Below are 15,438 nucleotides of genomic sequence, written 5' to 3' on the forward strand. Positions count from 1 at the left end.
CAAGCCCTGGTGCGGGCCGGGGGCGGCGGGCCCGTCGCCCGGCCGCCCGCGTCCGGACACCGATCTAGAGCTCGACCAGCGTGTGGTCGGCCACCCGGTCGCTGAGCACCCGCAGGTGCTCCAGCGTGCCGCCCAGCGTCCGCTCGATGGCGGTGAGCCGCGCGACGTAATGGCTCACCGGGTACTCGGTGGTCACGCCGATGCCGCCGTGCATCTGCACCGCCTCCTGCCCGACGTGCCTGGCCGAGCGGGCGATCCGCAGCCGCGAGCGGGACGCGATCACCGGGTCCTCCGAGCCGTCGGCGAGCGCGGCGGTGAGGTACAGGCTCATGCTGCGCGCCAGCTCCAGCGAGACGTACATGTTGGCGGCGCGCTGGGTCAGCGTCTGGAACTTCGAGAGCGTGACGCCGAACTGCTTCCTGGTGCGCAGGTACTCGCTGGTCAGCCGGAGCGCCTCTTCCATGGCGCCGATGGCCTCGGCGCTCAACGCGGCGTGTGCCCGCAGCTCGGCGGCCGCGATGGCCGCGCTCGCGTCGGTCGCCGTGCCGAGCAGCTCGGCCTGCGCGCCGTCCAGGACCAGCTGGGCGCCGCGGCGCTCGTCGAGCGTGCGGTACGGGGTGCGCTGCACGCCATCGCCCGCCGGGTCGATCAGGAACAGCCCGGTGCCGCCCTCCGGCAGCGCCGCGCTGACCACGATGCGGTCCGCGCTGTCGCCGTGCGGCACCGGGTTCTTGGTGCCGGAGAGGCGGTAGCCGTCGCCGTCCGCGGTCGCGGTGGTGCCGAGCTCCAGGTCCGGCCAGCGCGAGCCGGGCTCGCCGTGCGCGAAGGCGAGCAGCAGGCTGCCCGCGGCCACCTCCGGCAGGATCGCCTGCCGCTGCTCGGCGGTGCCGACGAGGGTGATCAGCGCGCCGGGCACGATCACCGCGTCCAGCAGCGGCTCGGGGGCCAGCCTGCGGCCCACCTCCTCCAGGACCAGCATGGCCTCGACGGGACCCGCCTCGACGCCGCCGTCCTCCTCGGAGAAGGTCAGCCCGAGCACGCCGAGCTCGGCCAGCCTGCCCCAGACGTCCCGGCTCCAGCCGAGGTCGGTCTCGACGACCTTCAGCCGCGACTCCGCGGTGTAATTCTTGGCGAGCAGGTCGCGCACGGTGTCGCGGAGCAGCGCCTGCTCTTCGGTGAGCTCGAAATCCATGGCTCGCCCCTCACAGTCCGAGGATCGTGGAGGCGATGATGGTGCGCTGCACCTCGCTGGAGCCTCCGTAGATGGTGGTCTTGCGGTAGTTCAGGTAGGCCGGGCCGCTGCGCTGCGCCCACTCGGGCGAGGCGATGTCACCGGCGCCGACCGGGAGGCCGTCCGGGCCGGCGACGTCGAGCAGCAGCTCGGTCACCTCCTGCTGCAGCTCCGAGCCGCGCAGCTTGAGCACCGACGAGGCCGGGTTCGGCTTGCCCTCCTCGGAGTGCGAGACCACGCGCAGCTGGGTCAGCTCCAGCGCGAGCAGCTCGTTCTCCAGCTCGGCGATCCTGGCCGCGAAGATCGGGTCGGTGAGCAGCGTGCCCGAGCCGGACTTGGTCTGCGCCGCGAACTCCTTGGCCACCGCCAGCTTGACCTTGCTGCGGCCGACCGCGGTGATGCTCGTGCGCTCGTTGCCGAGCAGGAACTTGGCGTAGGTCCAGCCCATGTTCTCCGCGCCGACCAGCTGGTCGGCGGGCACCCGGACGTTCTCGAAGAACACCTCGTTCACCTCGTGGCCGCCGTCGATCAGCTTGATCGGGCGGATGGTGACGCCGGGGCTCTTGACGTCGAAGAGCAGGAACGAGATGCCCGCCTGCTTCTTCGGGGCGCCCGGGTCGGTGCGGACCAGGCAGAAGATCCAGTCGGCGTACTGGGCCAGGGTGGTCCAGATCTTCTGGCCGTTGACGATGTAGGAGTCGCCGTCGCGCACCGCGGTGGTGCGCAGCGACGCGAGGTCCGAGCCTGCGTCCGGCTCGGAGAAGCCCTGGCACCACCAGATGTCGAGCGCGGCGGTGGGCGGCAGGAAGCGCTCCTTGATCTCCTGCGAGCCGAAGTGCGCGATCACCGGGCCGACCATCTGGGCGTTGAAGGTGAGCGGCTCGGGGACCGAGGCGAGCTGCATCTCGTCCTGCCAGATGTGCCGCTGCATCGGGGTCCAGTCCTTGCCACCCCACTCGACGGGCCAGTTCGGCACCGCGAGGCCATTGTCGTTCAGCAGCTTGTGCGTGGTCACGACGTCCTCGCGGGAGATCTCCCGCCCGTACTTGACCCGCTCCCGGATCTCCTCGGGGATCTGCGTCCGGTAGAACGTGCGCAGCTCGTCGCGGAAGGCAACCTCATCGGAGGACAGGGATATTTTCATACAAGGCTCCCGTTGTGTCTCGTTTCATCCGACTCGAACCCTACCCCCCGGTAATACACCGAGTCGATTGGATCACACGAGGTGCGGGCGATATCGCGGTTTGCGGTGCGGAGCGGCCCGGTGGAAACCAGGCCCACCTGGTACGTTGCTGGCGAAACGGGAGCCGCATCGAGGAGTGTTCGAGTGAAGCGCAAGTCCACCGCACGGATCGCCGCGACGGCGGCGTCGCTCGGCATGACGCTCGGCCTCGCCGGGGTGCTCGCCGGCGGGGCGACCGCCGACACCGAGGCGACGGTGCGCGACCGGATCGCCGAACTCACCGCGGCGGCGGGTGAGGACGCGAGCGCGAGGGCGGGCGTCGGCGCCCTGCGCGACTACACCGAGCTGGTCGACGTGGCCGCGCTGCGCGACATCGCCAGTAATTTCACCCCGTTCGCCTACGCCGCGCCGACCTTCGGCTGCGGCAGCAACGGCCCGATCACCACGATCATCGCGGCCGGGGTGACCGACGGCACCCAGGCCAACTCGGCAGGTGCCGACCTGCGCCCCGGCCAGCTGCGGTTCACCGCCTCCCCCGCGCACTCGGGCGCGCCGCTCGCCTCCGGGCTCGCCGTCGCCTGGGTGAACGTGAACACCGGCGTCAGCGGGATGGATCCGCTGGACGACCACACCGAGCTGAACCTGCCGACGCTGTCCAAGACGGTGAACAGCGGTCCCGGCACGGTGATCGCCTCCATGTGGGGTGTCATCGACTACCCCGGCGCGCACTGCGTGATGACGCCGACGGTCGGCACCTTCGTCGTGCCGGACGTGCCCGCTCCCCCGGCCCCGGCCCCCGAGCCGGCTCCGGCTCCGCAGCCTGCGCCGGCCCCGCAGCCCGCCCCGGAGCCCGCGCCCGCGCCGCCCGGCATCCCGCTGCCCGAGCTTCCGGTCATCCCGCTGCCCACCTTCTGAGCGCGCCGAGCCGTCCTCGGCTCCCCTGCGCTACCGACCCGGGGTGAGCGGGGGTTACTCGCCCGGCGTGATCCGCAGGATCGAGCCGGCCTCGGTGCTCGCCAGCAGGGTGTCCGGGCGGGCCGGGTCGGCGGCGAGCGCGGTCAGCGGCTGGGTGCCGAGCACCGCGCAGGTGCCGCCGGTGGCCGGGTCGACGCGGACCAGCCTGCCGGTGAGCGTCGCCGCGTACAGCGCGCCGTCGTGGTTCAGCAGGTCGTCCACGTAGTCGGGAAGCCCGGCAGCGGTGAGATCCGCGACGACGGTGTGCGCGGCCGGATCCGCGAGCGGAGCGCGGGAGACCCGGCCGAGGGCGTCGCCGTTGCTGGTCACGTAGGCGGTGTCACCGTCGATGGCGATGCCGTTGGCGGCGGGGGCATCGATCGACCAGCCCGGGTCGACCGTGCCGTCGGCCCGCAGCCGGACCACGCCGGTGGCGGTGGCGACGTAGAGCTGCCCGTCCGCGCCGAAGTCGGCGCCGTTGGGCATGGTCAGCCCGGTGACGACGACCTCGGGCACCGGGGTGGCGGCGGCCGGGTCGAGCCGGAGCACGCCGCCGCGGTCTCCCGCGACCGGCGCGTCGCCGAAGACCACGTAGAGCAGGCCGTCCGGCCCGAGCCGCGGCGCGCCCGGGTACTCGACCGGAACGGTCGCGGTGAGCGCACCCGCGGCGTCGTAGCGCTGCAGCTGCTGCCGCCACAGCCGGGCGACCCACAGGTTCCCGGCCGCGTCGACGGTCAGGTTCTCCGACCAGTCCAGCACCGGAACCCCGGCGGGCACCGCCACCTCGACCCCGGCCTGTGCGCAGCTCGGTGCCGCGTGCGCGGCGGGGACGGCCGTCCCGGCGGCGAGTACCGCGGCGAGCAGGGGAAGCCGGACGGCGGTGCGGAACTTCACGAAGTGACCTCGGCTCGACAGGGCCGGGCGGATTCGGTCCCCGGCGGCGCGGGCATGATCGTCGCATGCCCTACCTCACCGGCGCACGCGGCAGGCTGCACTATCGGCGCCGTCCGCTGGCCGATCCGCGCGCGGTGCTCGTGCTGCTGCCCGGCAGCGGGCAGCACAGCGGGCACTACCACCGGTTCGCCGCCCTGCTCGGCCGGGCCGAGATCGAGGCCTGGCTCCTCGACACCGCCGGGCAGGGGCTGAGCGAGGGCGATCCGGCCGCGCCAGGCACGCTCGCCGAGCTCACCGCCGACGCCGCCGCGCTGCTCGGCGCGGTGCGCGCCGAGCGCCCGGCGGAACCGCTTGTGCTGATGGGGCATTCGCTGGGCGCGGCCACCGCGCTCGGGCTGCTCGCCGATTCCGCGCCCGCGCTCGCCGGGCTGGTGCTCTGCGGCACGCCGCCGCGCGCGATCGCCGCGCCGCCGCCGCCCGGATTGCCCGTTCTCGCCGTGCACGGCGTCGACGACCGGCGGACGCCGATCGATCCCGTCCGGGACTGGACTGCGCGCCACGAGTCGGTACATTTGTGCGAGTACTCCGACGCCGGCCACGATCTGCTGCACGAGCCGGTACACGCGAAGGTCGGCGCGGACATCGCGGCGTGGGTACAGGATGTGACGGAGGGGCGGTCGCATCCGGTTCGGTGAAACGGACGGCGCCGGCGCGACCGCGGCGCCCCGGAGAGGGGGCTTGCGATGCGATCCAAGGTGGATGTCCTGCGCACGGCGGTGGACGACGGCGAACTGTGGATCGACGGGGTCCTGGTCGCCGACGGCGCGCCGGAGCGCTGCGCGCAGCGCTACGAGCAGCTGGCCGACCGGGTCGACGAGCAGATCGCGGCGCTCGCCGCGGCGGGCACGCTGCCCGGCTTCGGCGGCCTCGCCTCCGGCGCGGCGCTGCGCGGTGGTTTCGAGGGCAAGGCCGGGAACGCGGTCACCGCGCTGCGCGAATACGCGGCGGGCGCACGGGAACTCGCGGCCACGCTGCGCGCGGCGGGCGCGGCCTACGCCGCCGCCGACGTGACCGCGGCCGGGCAACTGGCGAGCGTGCCCGCGGTGCACCATGCGTGAACTGCCCCGCTCCGCGCAGCGCGGCGAGCACCTGCGCACCGATCCCGACTACGCGCCCCGGGTGGAGACCTTCGACAACCTCTCGCACCGGGAGCTGCACGCCGCGGTGAACCTGCTCGACCCGGCCGCGCTGAACGCGGGCGGCCGGCTCTGGCGCGGTTCCGGCGCCGGGCTCGCCGCCGCCGTCGAGGCCGCGGGCGCCGAGGTGCGCGCGGCCATGGCCGATGGGTGGCGCGGGCCTGCCGCCGCGACCGCGGCCGCCGCCGTCGCGGCGTTCGAGCAGCGCGGGCGGGAACTCGCCGATGTCATGGGCGTGGTGGGCGAGCGGCTGAACCGGGCCGGTGACGCCGCCGAGGCGGTACGCGCCGGGGTCGGCGCGCCCGCGGCCGGCGAGCCGGATCTGGCGGCGGCGCTGCTGGATCCGGGGAGCGCGGCGGCCAATGTGGCGGCGCAGAAAGCGGCGGAAACGGCCAGGCTCGATGTCGTCCGGGTGATGGAGGACGTCTACGCGGGCGCCTTCCTGCCCACCGGCAACGGGATTCCGGCGTTCCCGGAGTTCGACGCGCCGGGTGGGATCGGTGCGGCGCCTTCCGCCGATGCCACGGTGAGTGCGCGCGGCGGGTCCGGCGGCGAGGCCGGAGTTGCGCCGATCGTCGCGCCCGTCGCACTCGCCACCGGCGCCACGGCGGACGACGAGGCTGCCGGGGCCGCTGCCGCGGCGGACGATTCGGCCACGCCGGCGGACGAAGCCGCGAGTACGGCGACACCGGCCGGTGCGGAGTCCGGCACGGCCGCCGCCGCCACTGAGGCGGCGGGCGTCGCACCGGCCGGCACCGTCGCGGCTTCGTTCGCCGGTACCTCCGTGCCGCACATCACCGTCCCGCACACGGCAACCCCGCACTTCGCGAGCGGCACCGCGCCGGTCTCGGCCGGCGTTCCCGGTGTCATCCCGCCGACCGTGCCCGCCGACGATCGCAAGAAGCAGCAGCAGGACGAGCGGCGTACCGCGAAACCGCGCGAGTCCAGCGGCACCGAGGCGGTCACCGGGCTCGGCGCGGGCGCCATGGGCGGGCTGCTCGGCGGCGCGCTGGCGGCCTCGGAGACGACGCGCGCGGGCCACGGGATCAGCGCGCACCTGCCGCCGCGGCCGCAGGTCGCCGACCCCGACGACGACCTGCACTTCCCGGACGAGGAGCTCACCTACCTCGAGCCGGGCGACGACAACGGCACGCTCATCGGCTCGCTCGATCCCACCACGCCCCCGGTGCTCGGGGAGTGGTCAGAGCGCGAGTGAGGCGGACGCTGACGCCGGACCAGTTCGCGCTGGCCTGGCGCCGGACCGACGGGGACCGCATCCCGTACCCGCTCGCGGTGCGGCTCTCCGCCGCCGACAATGTCGAGCGCGCCGCGCAGCTCCCCGCTCTGCACCGCTGGCGCGACGAGCACCTGGACGCCGACCTGGAGGCGGCGCTCCGCGTGCTCGCCCGCCCCGCCCTGCGCGTCGAGGTCTTCGGCTACGGGCCGGGCCGACCGGCATCGGAGGGGCTGGGAGCCCCGGTCCGGGTGCTCGGGGCGGTGGCGGGTGAGATCGCGGTCGTGGTCGCGCAGCTGCCCGGCTCCGCGCCGGACCGCGGCGGCGACCTCCGGATCGCGGTCGGCTCGGCGGGCACCTTCGCGTCCCGGATGATCACCCCGCTCCCGCGCAACCGCGCGGGCACCCTGCCCGCGCTCACCGCCCCGCTGGCCCGGGTCACCGAGGACAGCCGCGACCTGGTGACCGTCCCGGTCTCCGGCCCCTCGGTGCCGGCCCGCATCCGCAGGCTGCTCCGCGCCCCGCGCGACGGCATCGGCCAGATCGTGGTCTCGGTGCGCCGCGACGCGGGCGCGCTCGCGCCGTTCGGCGTGCTGTGCTGGATCGACGTCGCCGGGGACGGCCGCTACGCGGTGCGCACCGGCGCCGAGGTGGAGGTCACCCCGGTCACGGCCGAGAGCTTCGCGGGCAGGCTGCGGCCCATGCTCACCGCAGCGGGCCGGGTGACGCCGCGCGCGGTGTGGTGATCAGCGCGCCCGCAGTACCGCGGTGACCTCGGCGTCGGCGAGCTGGTGGAAGTCCTCGTAGGCGGTGCCGACCCCGCCGAGCTGCTCCGGCACCAGCGGGCACACCACGTCGTCGGCCTCGGCGGCGGCCCGGCGCAGCGCCTCCGGCGAGGAGACCGGCACCGCGACCAGCACCAGCGCCGGACGCTGGCGGCGCAGCACCCGGCAGGCGGCCACCATGGTCGCCCCGGTCGCCATGCCGTCGTCCACCAGCACCACCACCCGCCCGGCCCGCGGCACCGCCGCCGCCCCGGCCCGCCAGGTGGCGCGGCGCCGCTCCAGCTCGGCCCGCTCGGCGACCTCCACCCCGGCCAGTGCCACCCGCGTCAGCCCGGTCTGCGCGAGCACGTCGTCGTTCAGCACCTTTGCGCCGTCCTCGCCGATGGCACCCGCCGCCAGCTCCGGCTGCCAGGGCACCCCGAGCTTGCGGACCAGCAGGATGTCGAGCGCGCCCCCGACCACTTCGCGCGCACCGGCCGCCACCGGCACGCCGCCGCGCGGCAGCCCGAGCAGCAGCGGACCGGGGGCTCCCGCCTCCGCGACGAGGCCCCACTCGGCCAGCTCGCCCCCGAGCACACGACCGGCCGAAGTCCGATCGGTGTAGATCATCGTCCCTCGACGCTACTCCGGAACGCGCTCCACCACGGCGAATCGGCGCAGCTCCAGGCTCGGATTCGCGCGCCGGACGGCGGTGAGTTCCGCGGCGTCGACGGCGGCGGTGAGCACACCGGGCTCGGCGCCGAGTTCGGCGAGCACCGCGCCCGCCGGGCCGACGATCATCGACGCGCCCGCGCCGCGCGGCTCGGCCTGGTCGGCGGCGGCGACGTAGACGGTGTTCTCGATGGCCCGCGCGCGCAGCAGCGTCGTCCACTGGTCGACCTTGCCCGGACCGGGGATCCACTGCGCGGGCAGCAGCAGCACCTGCGCACCGGCCGCGGCCACCCGCCGCGCGCCCTCGGGGAAGCGCAGGTCGAAGCAGGTCTGCAGCCCGAACACGGTGTCGCCGACGGTGAACACCGGCGGCTCGGTGATGGCGCCGGGCTTGACCACCTCGGACTCGCGGTGCCCGAAGGCGTCGTAGAGGTGCACCTTGCGGTAGGTGGCGACGAGCTCGCCGCTCGGGTCGAGCACGACGAGGGTGTTGTGGATGCGCTCCGGCTCGTCCGGCACCTCCTCCACGATCCCGGCCACCAGGTGCACGCCGAACTCCTTCGCCAGCGCCCCGAGCCCGGTGACGAAGGGCCCCGTGAGCGGCTCGCGGACCGCGACCACCCGCTCGTCGAGCCTGGTCACCGCGTACATCGCGTACTCGGGGGCGAGCACGACGGCCGCGCCGCGCCCGGCGGCATCGGCGACCGGTTCGCGCAGCGCGCCGAGGTTGGCGGCCGGGTCGGTGGATGGCGCGAACTGGACGACCGCGACGATCGGTGACGACATGGGAACCACGGTATGGCCCGGCTGCGGGTGAGACCACCGCCACGCAGTAAACTGCTGGTCAATGAGCATCAATGAGGTCGACACCGTTCCCGGCGACAATGGGGACCCCCGCCAAGGCGAGGGTACGACCGGCGATTTCGCGACCGGCAGCCCGGTCACAGCGGCGACGCACGGTTCCACCGGCAGCACCCAGGGCGGCTCCACCGTCGAGACCAGCGCCGATTCGCCCGTCGAGACCAGCGCCGATTCGCCCGCGGAGCCCGCAGCCGACGCACCACCCACCTTCGCCGAACTCGGCATCGATGAGCGGATCCTGCGCGCCATCGCCGACGTCGGCTACGAGTCGCCGTCGCCGATCCAGGCCGCGACGATCCCGCCGCTGCTGGCAGGCGCCGACGTGGTCGGCCTCGCGCAGACCGGCACCGGCAAGACCGCGGCCTTCGCCATCCCGATCCTGATGGGGCTGGACACCGCGGACCGGAAGCCGCGCGCGCTGGTCCTCGCGCCGACCCGCGAACTCGCGATCCAGGTCGCCGAGGCGTTCGGCCGCTACGCCACGCACATCCCCGGGCTGAACGTGCTGCCCATCTACGGCGGGCAGAGCTACGGCGTGCAGCTCTCCGGGCTGCGCCGCGGCGCCCAGGTGGTGGTCGGCACGCCCGGCCGCGTCATCGACCACCTGGAGAAGGGCACGCTCGACCTCTCCGGGCTGCGCTACCTGGTGCTCGACGAGGCCGACGAGATGCTCAAGATGGGCTTCCAGGAGGACGTCGAGCGCATCCTCGCCGACACTCCGAACGACAAGCAGGTCGCGCTCTTCTCCGCGACCATGCCCGGCGCCATCCGCAAGATCTCCAAGCAGTACCTGCACGACCCGGTCGAGATCACGGTCAAGTCGAAGACCTCGACCGCCACCAACATCACCCAGCGCTGGGTGCAGGTCTCGCACCAGCGCAAGCTGGACGCGCTGACCCGGATCCTCGAGGTCGAGTCGTTCGAGGCGATGATCCTCTTCGTCCGGACCAAGCAGGCCACCGAGGAGCTCGCCGAGAAGCTGCGGGCCCGCGGCTTCTCCGCCGCCGCGATCAACGGCGACATCGCGCAGAACCAGCGCGAGCGCACCATCGGGCAGCTCAAGTCCGGTGCGCTGGACATCCTGGTCGCCACCGACGTCGCCGCCCGCGGCCTCGACGTCGACCGCATCTCGCACGTGGTGAACTACGACATCCCGCACGACACCGAGTCGTACGTGCACCGGATCGGCCGCACCGGCCGGGCCGGGCGCTCCGGCGAGGCGCTGCTCTTCGTCGCCCCGCGCGAGCGGCACCTGCTCAAGTCGATCGAGCGCGCCACCAGGCACCCGCTCACCGAGATGCAGCTGCCCAGCGTCGACGACGTGAACGCGCAGCGGGTCAGCAAGTTCGGCGACGCGATCACCGACAACCTCTCCTCGGAGAACCTGGCGCTCTTCCGCACCCTGATCGAGGAGTACGAGCGCGAGCACAACACGCCGCTCATCGACATCGCGGCGGCGCTGGCGGTCGGCTCGCACGACGGCAAGAACTTCTTCATGCAGCCCGAGCCGGAGCCGGTCGAGCGCCCGCGCCGGGAGCGCCCGGAGCGGCAGCGCAGCTTCGACGACGAGGGCGGCGGGAGCGGCCCGAGCCATCACCGCGGCACCGGCGCCGAGCTGGCCACCTACCGGATCAGCGTCGGCAAGCGGCACCGCGTGGTGCCCGGCGCGATCGTCGGCGCCATCGCCAACGAGGGCGGGCTGCGCCGCAGCGATTTCGGGCACATCAGCATCCGGCCGGACCACAGCCTGGTCGAGCTGCCCGCGAACCTGCCCGCCGAGACGCTGGAGGCGCTGCGCCGCACCAGGATCAGCGGCGTGCTGATCCAGCTGCAGCTCGACCACGGCTCGCCGCAGCACCGCGCGATGCCGCGCGGGCCGCGCCGCGAGGGTCCGTGGCGCGCGCCGGAGCGGCGCAAACCGCGGTCCTGATCCCCCGTTTCGCGCGGTGAGCACCGTAGTGTTGCCGTCGATTCGCCGACACCGGTGAGCCCGCGACGAGACAGGAGGGCCGCGTTTGCTCGTCATCGGTGACGTGGTCGTCGCCGCACCGGCCGACCTGATCGCTGCCGCGCGCTGCGAATTCACGGTGCTGCGCGCCCTGGACGCCGAGATCGCCGCGCCGCGTGCGGATTCCGCCGCCGAGCTGGACCGGTTGCTGGCCGGGAACGAGCGCACGCTTGCCGCGCTGCGCGGCGGGGCGGCCGAGCTCACCGATGCCGTGCTCTTCGACGGGCGTACCGCCGCGGGCGCGGAGCGGCTCGTCCGCGCGGACCACCGGGTGCGGTACACCCCGGTCGCCGCGGGCGCCGCCGACCCGGTGCGCGCCGCGCTCGAGCTGGCGGCCTGCGCCGACCTGCTGAGCGCCGCGGGCGCGCTGCCCGCACCGGTGCTGCGGATCGGCGGCACCGAACTCCCGCTCGACGCCGCGCTCCCGGTCTACCTGGCGCGGCGGGCGCGCTTCGAGCACATCGTCACCGAGCAGTCCGCCGAGCTGCTCCCGGTGCAGTGGGGCGACCCGCGCTACCTGGCCTGCGGGCGCTGCGCCGCCTGCCGGGCGGCGGCGCGCAGCGCGCGCGACGTCGGGCTGGTTGCCGGGATCGACCCGGGCACGGCGGCGCTGCTGCGCGCGGCCGGGATCGGCACCGTCGACCGGCTGGCGAGCTCCACCGCCGAGCTGCCCTGGCTGCCGGTGCGCACCGCGACCGCACTGCGCAGGCAGGCGCGGGTGCAGGTGCGCGCGGACGCCGCCGGGCACCCGGTCGCCGACACCGCGGGAGCCGACGCGCTCTCCGCGCTGCCGCCGAGCACGCCGGGCGATATCGGGATCGCGGCCGCGCCCGGCCCCGCCCTCCTCGTGGCGGGGCAGGACTTCGCGCTGCGAGTACCCCTCGGCGCGAACGGGTTACGGCCGGTCCTCGAGCGGCTGCGGGCCGAGATCCCCGGCGCGCACCTCTACCACCACGGCGCCGAGGTGCGCGCGCTGCTGCACGCGCACCAGACCGGCCCCGGCGACGAGGAGCTGCTCGAGGAGCTCTTCGCCGCGGACGCCGTCGTCGACCTCGCGCCCGTCGTGCGCTCCACCCTGGTCCTGGCCGGGGAGCCGGAGCCGTCCCCGGAGCCGCTGCTGCCCGGGGTCAGGGCGCCGGTCTATCGGGTGGCCCAGGTAGCGGCCGCGCTGGACCGCCTGGTCCCCCGAGACGCGGGCGAACCCGGCGCGGAGACCGACGCCGGCCGCGTCCTCCACATCCGCGCCGCCCTGCGGGCACTCGCGGACCGCTACGGCATCCCGCCCCGCCCCCCGCTCCCCCGCGCGCCCGACCCGGACGGCCCCTCCTCCCTGGAGGCGGCCCTTGCCGAATTCGCCCGCGCCCGCGCCGATTCCGGGCACCCGGCGGCGCTGCTCGCCGATGCGCTCGGCCACCACCGCAGGCAGCGCGGCCCGCTCTGGGACGCGCACCGGGCGCGCCGCGCCGACCCGGTGGCGGACTGGGCCGACGAGCCGGGCGTGCTCGTCGCCGAGTGGGGCACCGTCGACACCAAGTGGCACCGCCCCCCGCACGGCACCGGGCTGCGCCGCTACCTCACCCTCACCGGCCGCTTCGGCACCGGCGCGGGCAGCCGCCTCGGTTCCACCGTCCCCGCCCCCGGCACCCACGTGCACGCCTACTACGACCACCCCGACCCCGCCGCCCCCGGCCTGCGCACGGTCACCGCCGCGGTGGTGCTCGGCTGCGCACCCGACACCGAGTTCGCCGACACCGTCCGGCTGGAGGAGGTGCTCCCCGAGGGGAGGGAGCCCTCCGACGCCATGCCCATCGCCCTTGCCCCGCACCCCCCGCACCCGGACCACGCCGTCGACCGCGCCCTGGAGGAGCTCGCCGACACCGTCCTGGTCACCCTCCCGGACATGCCCGCGGGCGCCCCCTTCGACCTGCTCGCCCGCCGCCCCCCGCGCCTGCGCCGTGACCTGCCCGGCCTCCCCCCGGTGCACGGCGACCACGCCGCCGCCATCACCGAGGCCGTGCGCGCGCTCGACGATTCGGTGCTCGCGGTGCAGGCGCCCGCGGGCACCGGCAAGATCTCCACCATCGCGCGGGTGGTGGCCGGGCTGCTCACCGGGGACCGGTGGCGGATCGGCATCACCGCGCCGGACGGCCACCGCACCGTCGAGCAGCTGCTCGATGCCGTCGTGCGCGCCGGGGTGCTCCCCGAGCTGGTGGCCAAGAAGGACGTGATCTCGGTGGCCCCGGAGTGGGCGGTGATCGACGGCGCCCGCTACCCGCGCTTCCTGGAGACCGCGGTGAACGGCTGCGTCGTCGGCGGGCTGCCCGCCGACTTCGCCGATCCCGCGCAGGTGCCGCGCGGCGCGCTCGACCTGCTCATCGTCGCCGACGCGGGCCGCTGCGCCCCGGCCGACGCACTGGCCGCCGCGGTCAGCGCCCGCTCCCTGCTGCTGCTCGGCGACCTGGAGCACGCCGGGCCGCCGCGCTCGGCGCTCGGGCTGCGGATCGGACCGCACCGGACCGTCCCGGCCGCCACCGGCTATCTGCTCGACCGCACCCGGCGGCTGCACCCGGCGGTGTGCGGCCCGCTCTCCGCGCTCTGGTACGACGGGCGGCTCGGCGCCGAGCGGACGGTGACCGGCGGCCGCGCCCTCGACGTCGTGCCGCCCGGCATCGAGACCGTGCTCATCCCGCACCGCGGCCACAGCACCGTCTGCGAACCCGAGGCGCGGGAAGTCGTGCGCCGGGTCCGCACCCTGCTCACCGGCACCTGGACCAGCGGGAGCGGTGCCCGCAGGCTGCACCCGCACGACATCTTCGTGGTGGCGCCCTACGGCCCGCAGGTGGCGCTGATCCGGACCCTGCTGGAGCGCGCCAGGATCGACGACGTGCTGGTCGGCACCCCGGAGCGGTTCCGCGGCAGGGAGGCGGCGGTGGTGCTGGTCTCGGCGACCGTCTCGGCGCCGGTGGACGCACCCGGCGCGGTGCGCGCGCTGGTGGCCGCCCGGATGCTGCGCGCCGCGCTCGGCCGCGCCCTGTGGCACGCCACCATCATCCGCTCACCGCTGCTCACCGAGTACCTGCCCGCCGACCCGGCCGAACTGGCCGAACTCTCGGCGCTGCTGCGGCTGAGCTGAATTCACCCACACAATTCCAGGCGGAAGTTTGTGCGCAATACCGACGGTCACAGATAAATGGACCAATCGGTATGCGAACAATTCTCACCACTACCGGACCGAATTCAGCCGAAGCACTTTCCTTCGCCGCGATAGGTCGGCACCTCGGTGCGGCCGCCGTCGGCGTCGACGAGGAACAGCCGGTCGAAGCGCTCGCACAGCTCCCCCGCCTTGGCATGCCGGAACCAGACCCGGTCGCCGAGCCGCAGCCCGCGCGCCCCGGCCAGCGGGGTCTGCACCTCGCCGGCGCCCTCGGCCCCGAGCAGCCGCAACCGCCCCGGCCACACCGGCTTCGGCACCCGGGCGGCACCGGCCGGGCCGGAGGCGATGTAGCCGCCCGCGAAGACCGTCGCGATCGACGGCGTCGGCCTGCGCAGCACCGGGAGCGCGAAGTAGAGCGCGGGGCGCGGGGTGAAGGAGCGGTAGTTGTCGAAGAGCGTCGGCACGTACAGCCCGGACCCCGCGGTCACCTCGGTGACCGCCGCACTGCCCGCGCTGACCTCGACCGAACCGGTGCCGCCCGCGTTCACGATCTCCAGTTCGCCGACGACCGCCCGCACCGCGTCGACGACCCGCGCGCGCCTGCCCGCGATCTCCGCGGCCGAGGCCCGCTTCACCAGCCGCACCGCGGGGTTGGCGTCCGGCAGCCCGGCGATCTGCGCCTCGTAGGTCATCACCCCGACCACCGCGAACCCCGCGCGCTTCGCGGCGTAGGCCAGATCCGCGGCCTGCTCGGGGGTGCGCAGCGGGGAGCGGCGCACGCCGAGGTGCAGCGGGCCGATCCGCAGCGAGGCGTCCACGTCGAGGCAGACCCGCAGCCCGGCGCGGTTACCGGTGGCGGCGGCGATCAGCTCCAGGTGCGCGGGGTCGTCGATCATCAGGGTGACGGCGGCGCGGGCGGCAGCGTCGGCGGCGAGCTCGGCCAGCGCGGCGCGGTCCACCGTCGGGTAGCCGAGCAGCACATCCCCGGCACCGGCCCGGACCAGCCACAATGCCTCGCTGAGCGAGTAGGCCATGAGGCCGCGGAAGCCGCCGGAGGCGGTCAGCCCGGCGCCGAGCACCTCCTCGAGCACCGCGCGGCAGCGCACGGATTTGCTCGCCACCCGGATCGGGGTGCCGCCGGCGCGGCGCACCAGATCGGCGGCATTGGCGCGCAACCGGCTCAGGTCGAGCGCGGCAAGCGGCGGGTCGAGATCGGCCGTCGCGGCATGCAGGCGGGCGATCGGCGGGGTCGCGGCCGCGGGCCGCGCGAGGTCGATGGCGGGCACC

13 protein-coding genes are annotated in these 15,438 nt (G+C 74.9%); 7 read left to right on the forward strand and 6 right to left on the reverse strand.

Annotation, left to right across the window (positions count from 1 at the left end; genetic code table 11):
• Positions 1–64 precede the first annotated feature (64 nt).
• Together ACFUJ1_RS23225 and ACFUJ1_RS23230 are read right to left on the reverse strand one after the other, a co-directional pair.
• Complete coding sequence (locus ACFUJ1_RS23225; RefSeq protein WP_378648728.1) at positions 65–1,192, reverse strand: acyl-CoA dehydrogenase family protein; 1,128 nt, start codon at positions 1,190–1,192, stop codon at positions 65–67.
• A gap of 10 nt (positions 1,193–1,202) precedes the next feature.
• Positions 1,203–2,375: an acyl-CoA dehydrogenase family protein gene (locus ACFUJ1_RS23230; RefSeq protein ID WP_378648730.1), complete on the reverse strand. Its 1,173-nt coding sequence runs from the start codon at positions 2,373–2,375 to the stop codon at positions 1,203–1,205.
• A 183-nt stretch (positions 2,376–2,558) separates the two neighbouring features.
• Here ACFUJ1_RS23230 and ACFUJ1_RS23235 point away from each other — a divergent pair, with 183 nt between their 5' ends.
• Entirely contained in the window at positions 2,559–3,329 is a 771-nt protein-coding gene (locus ACFUJ1_RS23235) for a hypothetical protein (RefSeq protein ID WP_378648732.1), read from the forward strand.
• 54 nt (positions 3,330–3,383) lie between these two features.
• Here the strand turns inward: ACFUJ1_RS23235 and ACFUJ1_RS23240 are convergent, their stop codons facing one another.
• The gene (locus ACFUJ1_RS23240) at positions 3,384–4,262 is read right to left on the reverse strand and encodes an SMP-30/gluconolactonase/LRE family protein (protein WP_378648734.1); all 879 of its coding nucleotides are present in this window, start codon (positions 4,260–4,262) and stop codon (positions 3,384–3,386) included.
• A 65-nt stretch (positions 4,263–4,327) separates the two neighbouring features.
• Here ACFUJ1_RS23240 and ACFUJ1_RS23245 point away from each other — a divergent pair, with 65 nt between their 5' ends.
• The 4 genes from ACFUJ1_RS23245 to ACFUJ1_RS23260 are packed head-to-tail and all read left to right on the forward strand — an operon-like array spanning position 4,328 to position 7,438.
• Positions 4,328–4,957, forward strand: a complete 630-nt coding sequence (locus tag ACFUJ1_RS23245; protein WP_378648736.1) for an alpha/beta hydrolase — start codon at positions 4,328–4,330, stop codon at positions 4,955–4,957.
• 48 nt (positions 4,958–5,005) lie between these two features.
• Positions 5,006–5,380, forward strand: coding sequence for a hypothetical protein (locus ACFUJ1_RS23250; RefSeq protein WP_378648738.1), 375 nt, complete (start codon positions 5,006–5,008; stop codon positions 5,378–5,380).
• Positions 5,373–6,674: a hypothetical protein gene (locus ACFUJ1_RS23255; RefSeq protein WP_378648739.1), complete on the forward strand. Its 1,302-nt coding sequence runs from the start codon at positions 5,373–5,375 to the stop codon at positions 6,672–6,674. The genes ACFUJ1_RS23250 and ACFUJ1_RS23255 overlap by 8 nt, the downstream gene beginning before the upstream one ends.
• Positions 6,671–7,438 carry an ESX secretion-associated protein EspG gene (locus tag ACFUJ1_RS23260; protein WP_378648741.1) on the forward strand — a complete coding sequence of 256 codons (768 nt, stop codon included), beginning with the start codon at positions 6,671–6,673 and terminating at the stop codon, positions 7,436–7,438. Before ACFUJ1_RS23255 ends, ACFUJ1_RS23260 begins: the two co-directional genes overlap by 4 nt.
• On the opposite strand, the gene ACFUJ1_RS23265 is transcribed toward ACFUJ1_RS23260, so the two are convergent.
• Complete coding sequence (locus tag ACFUJ1_RS23265; protein ID WP_378648743.1) at positions 7,439–8,086, reverse strand: phosphoribosyltransferase; 648 nt, start codon at positions 8,084–8,086, stop codon at positions 7,439–7,441.
• A gap of 12 nt (positions 8,087–8,098) precedes the next feature.
• Complete coding sequence (locus tag ACFUJ1_RS23270) at positions 8,099–8,914, reverse strand: carbon-nitrogen hydrolase family protein (RefSeq protein WP_378648745.1); 816 nt, start codon at positions 8,912–8,914, stop codon at positions 8,099–8,101.
• 61 nt (positions 8,915–8,975) lie between these two features.
• On the opposite strand from ACFUJ1_RS23270, the gene ACFUJ1_RS23275 reads away from it, so the two are divergent.
• Together ACFUJ1_RS23275 and ACFUJ1_RS23280 are read left to right on the forward strand one after the other, a co-directional pair.
• Positions 8,976–10,919: a DEAD/DEAH box helicase gene (locus ACFUJ1_RS23275; RefSeq protein WP_378648747.1), complete on the forward strand. Its 1,944-nt coding sequence runs from the start codon at positions 8,976–8,978 to the stop codon at positions 10,917–10,919.
• An 85-nt stretch (positions 10,920–11,004) separates the two neighbouring features.
• Positions 11,005–14,130, forward strand: a complete 3,126-nt coding sequence (locus tag ACFUJ1_RS23280) for an AAA domain-containing protein (RefSeq protein ID WP_378648749.1) — start codon at positions 11,005–11,007, stop codon at positions 14,128–14,130.
• Positions 14,131–14,234: 104 nt separating this feature from the next.
• Here ACFUJ1_RS23280 and ACFUJ1_RS23285 read toward each other — a convergent pair whose 3' ends face one another.
• Positions 14,235–15,437 carry an amino acid deaminase/aldolase gene (locus ACFUJ1_RS23285; RefSeq protein ID WP_378648751.1) on the reverse strand — a complete coding sequence of 401 codons (1,203 nt, stop codon included), beginning with the start codon at positions 15,435–15,437 and terminating at the stop codon, positions 14,235–14,237.
• Position 15,438: the final 1 nt, after the last annotated feature.

The organism is Nocardia sp. NPDC057227 (assembly GCF_042669725.1).
Taxonomy (GTDB): domain Bacteria; phylum Actinomycetota; class Actinomycetes; order Mycobacteriales; family Mycobacteriaceae; genus Nocardia; species Nocardia asteroides_A.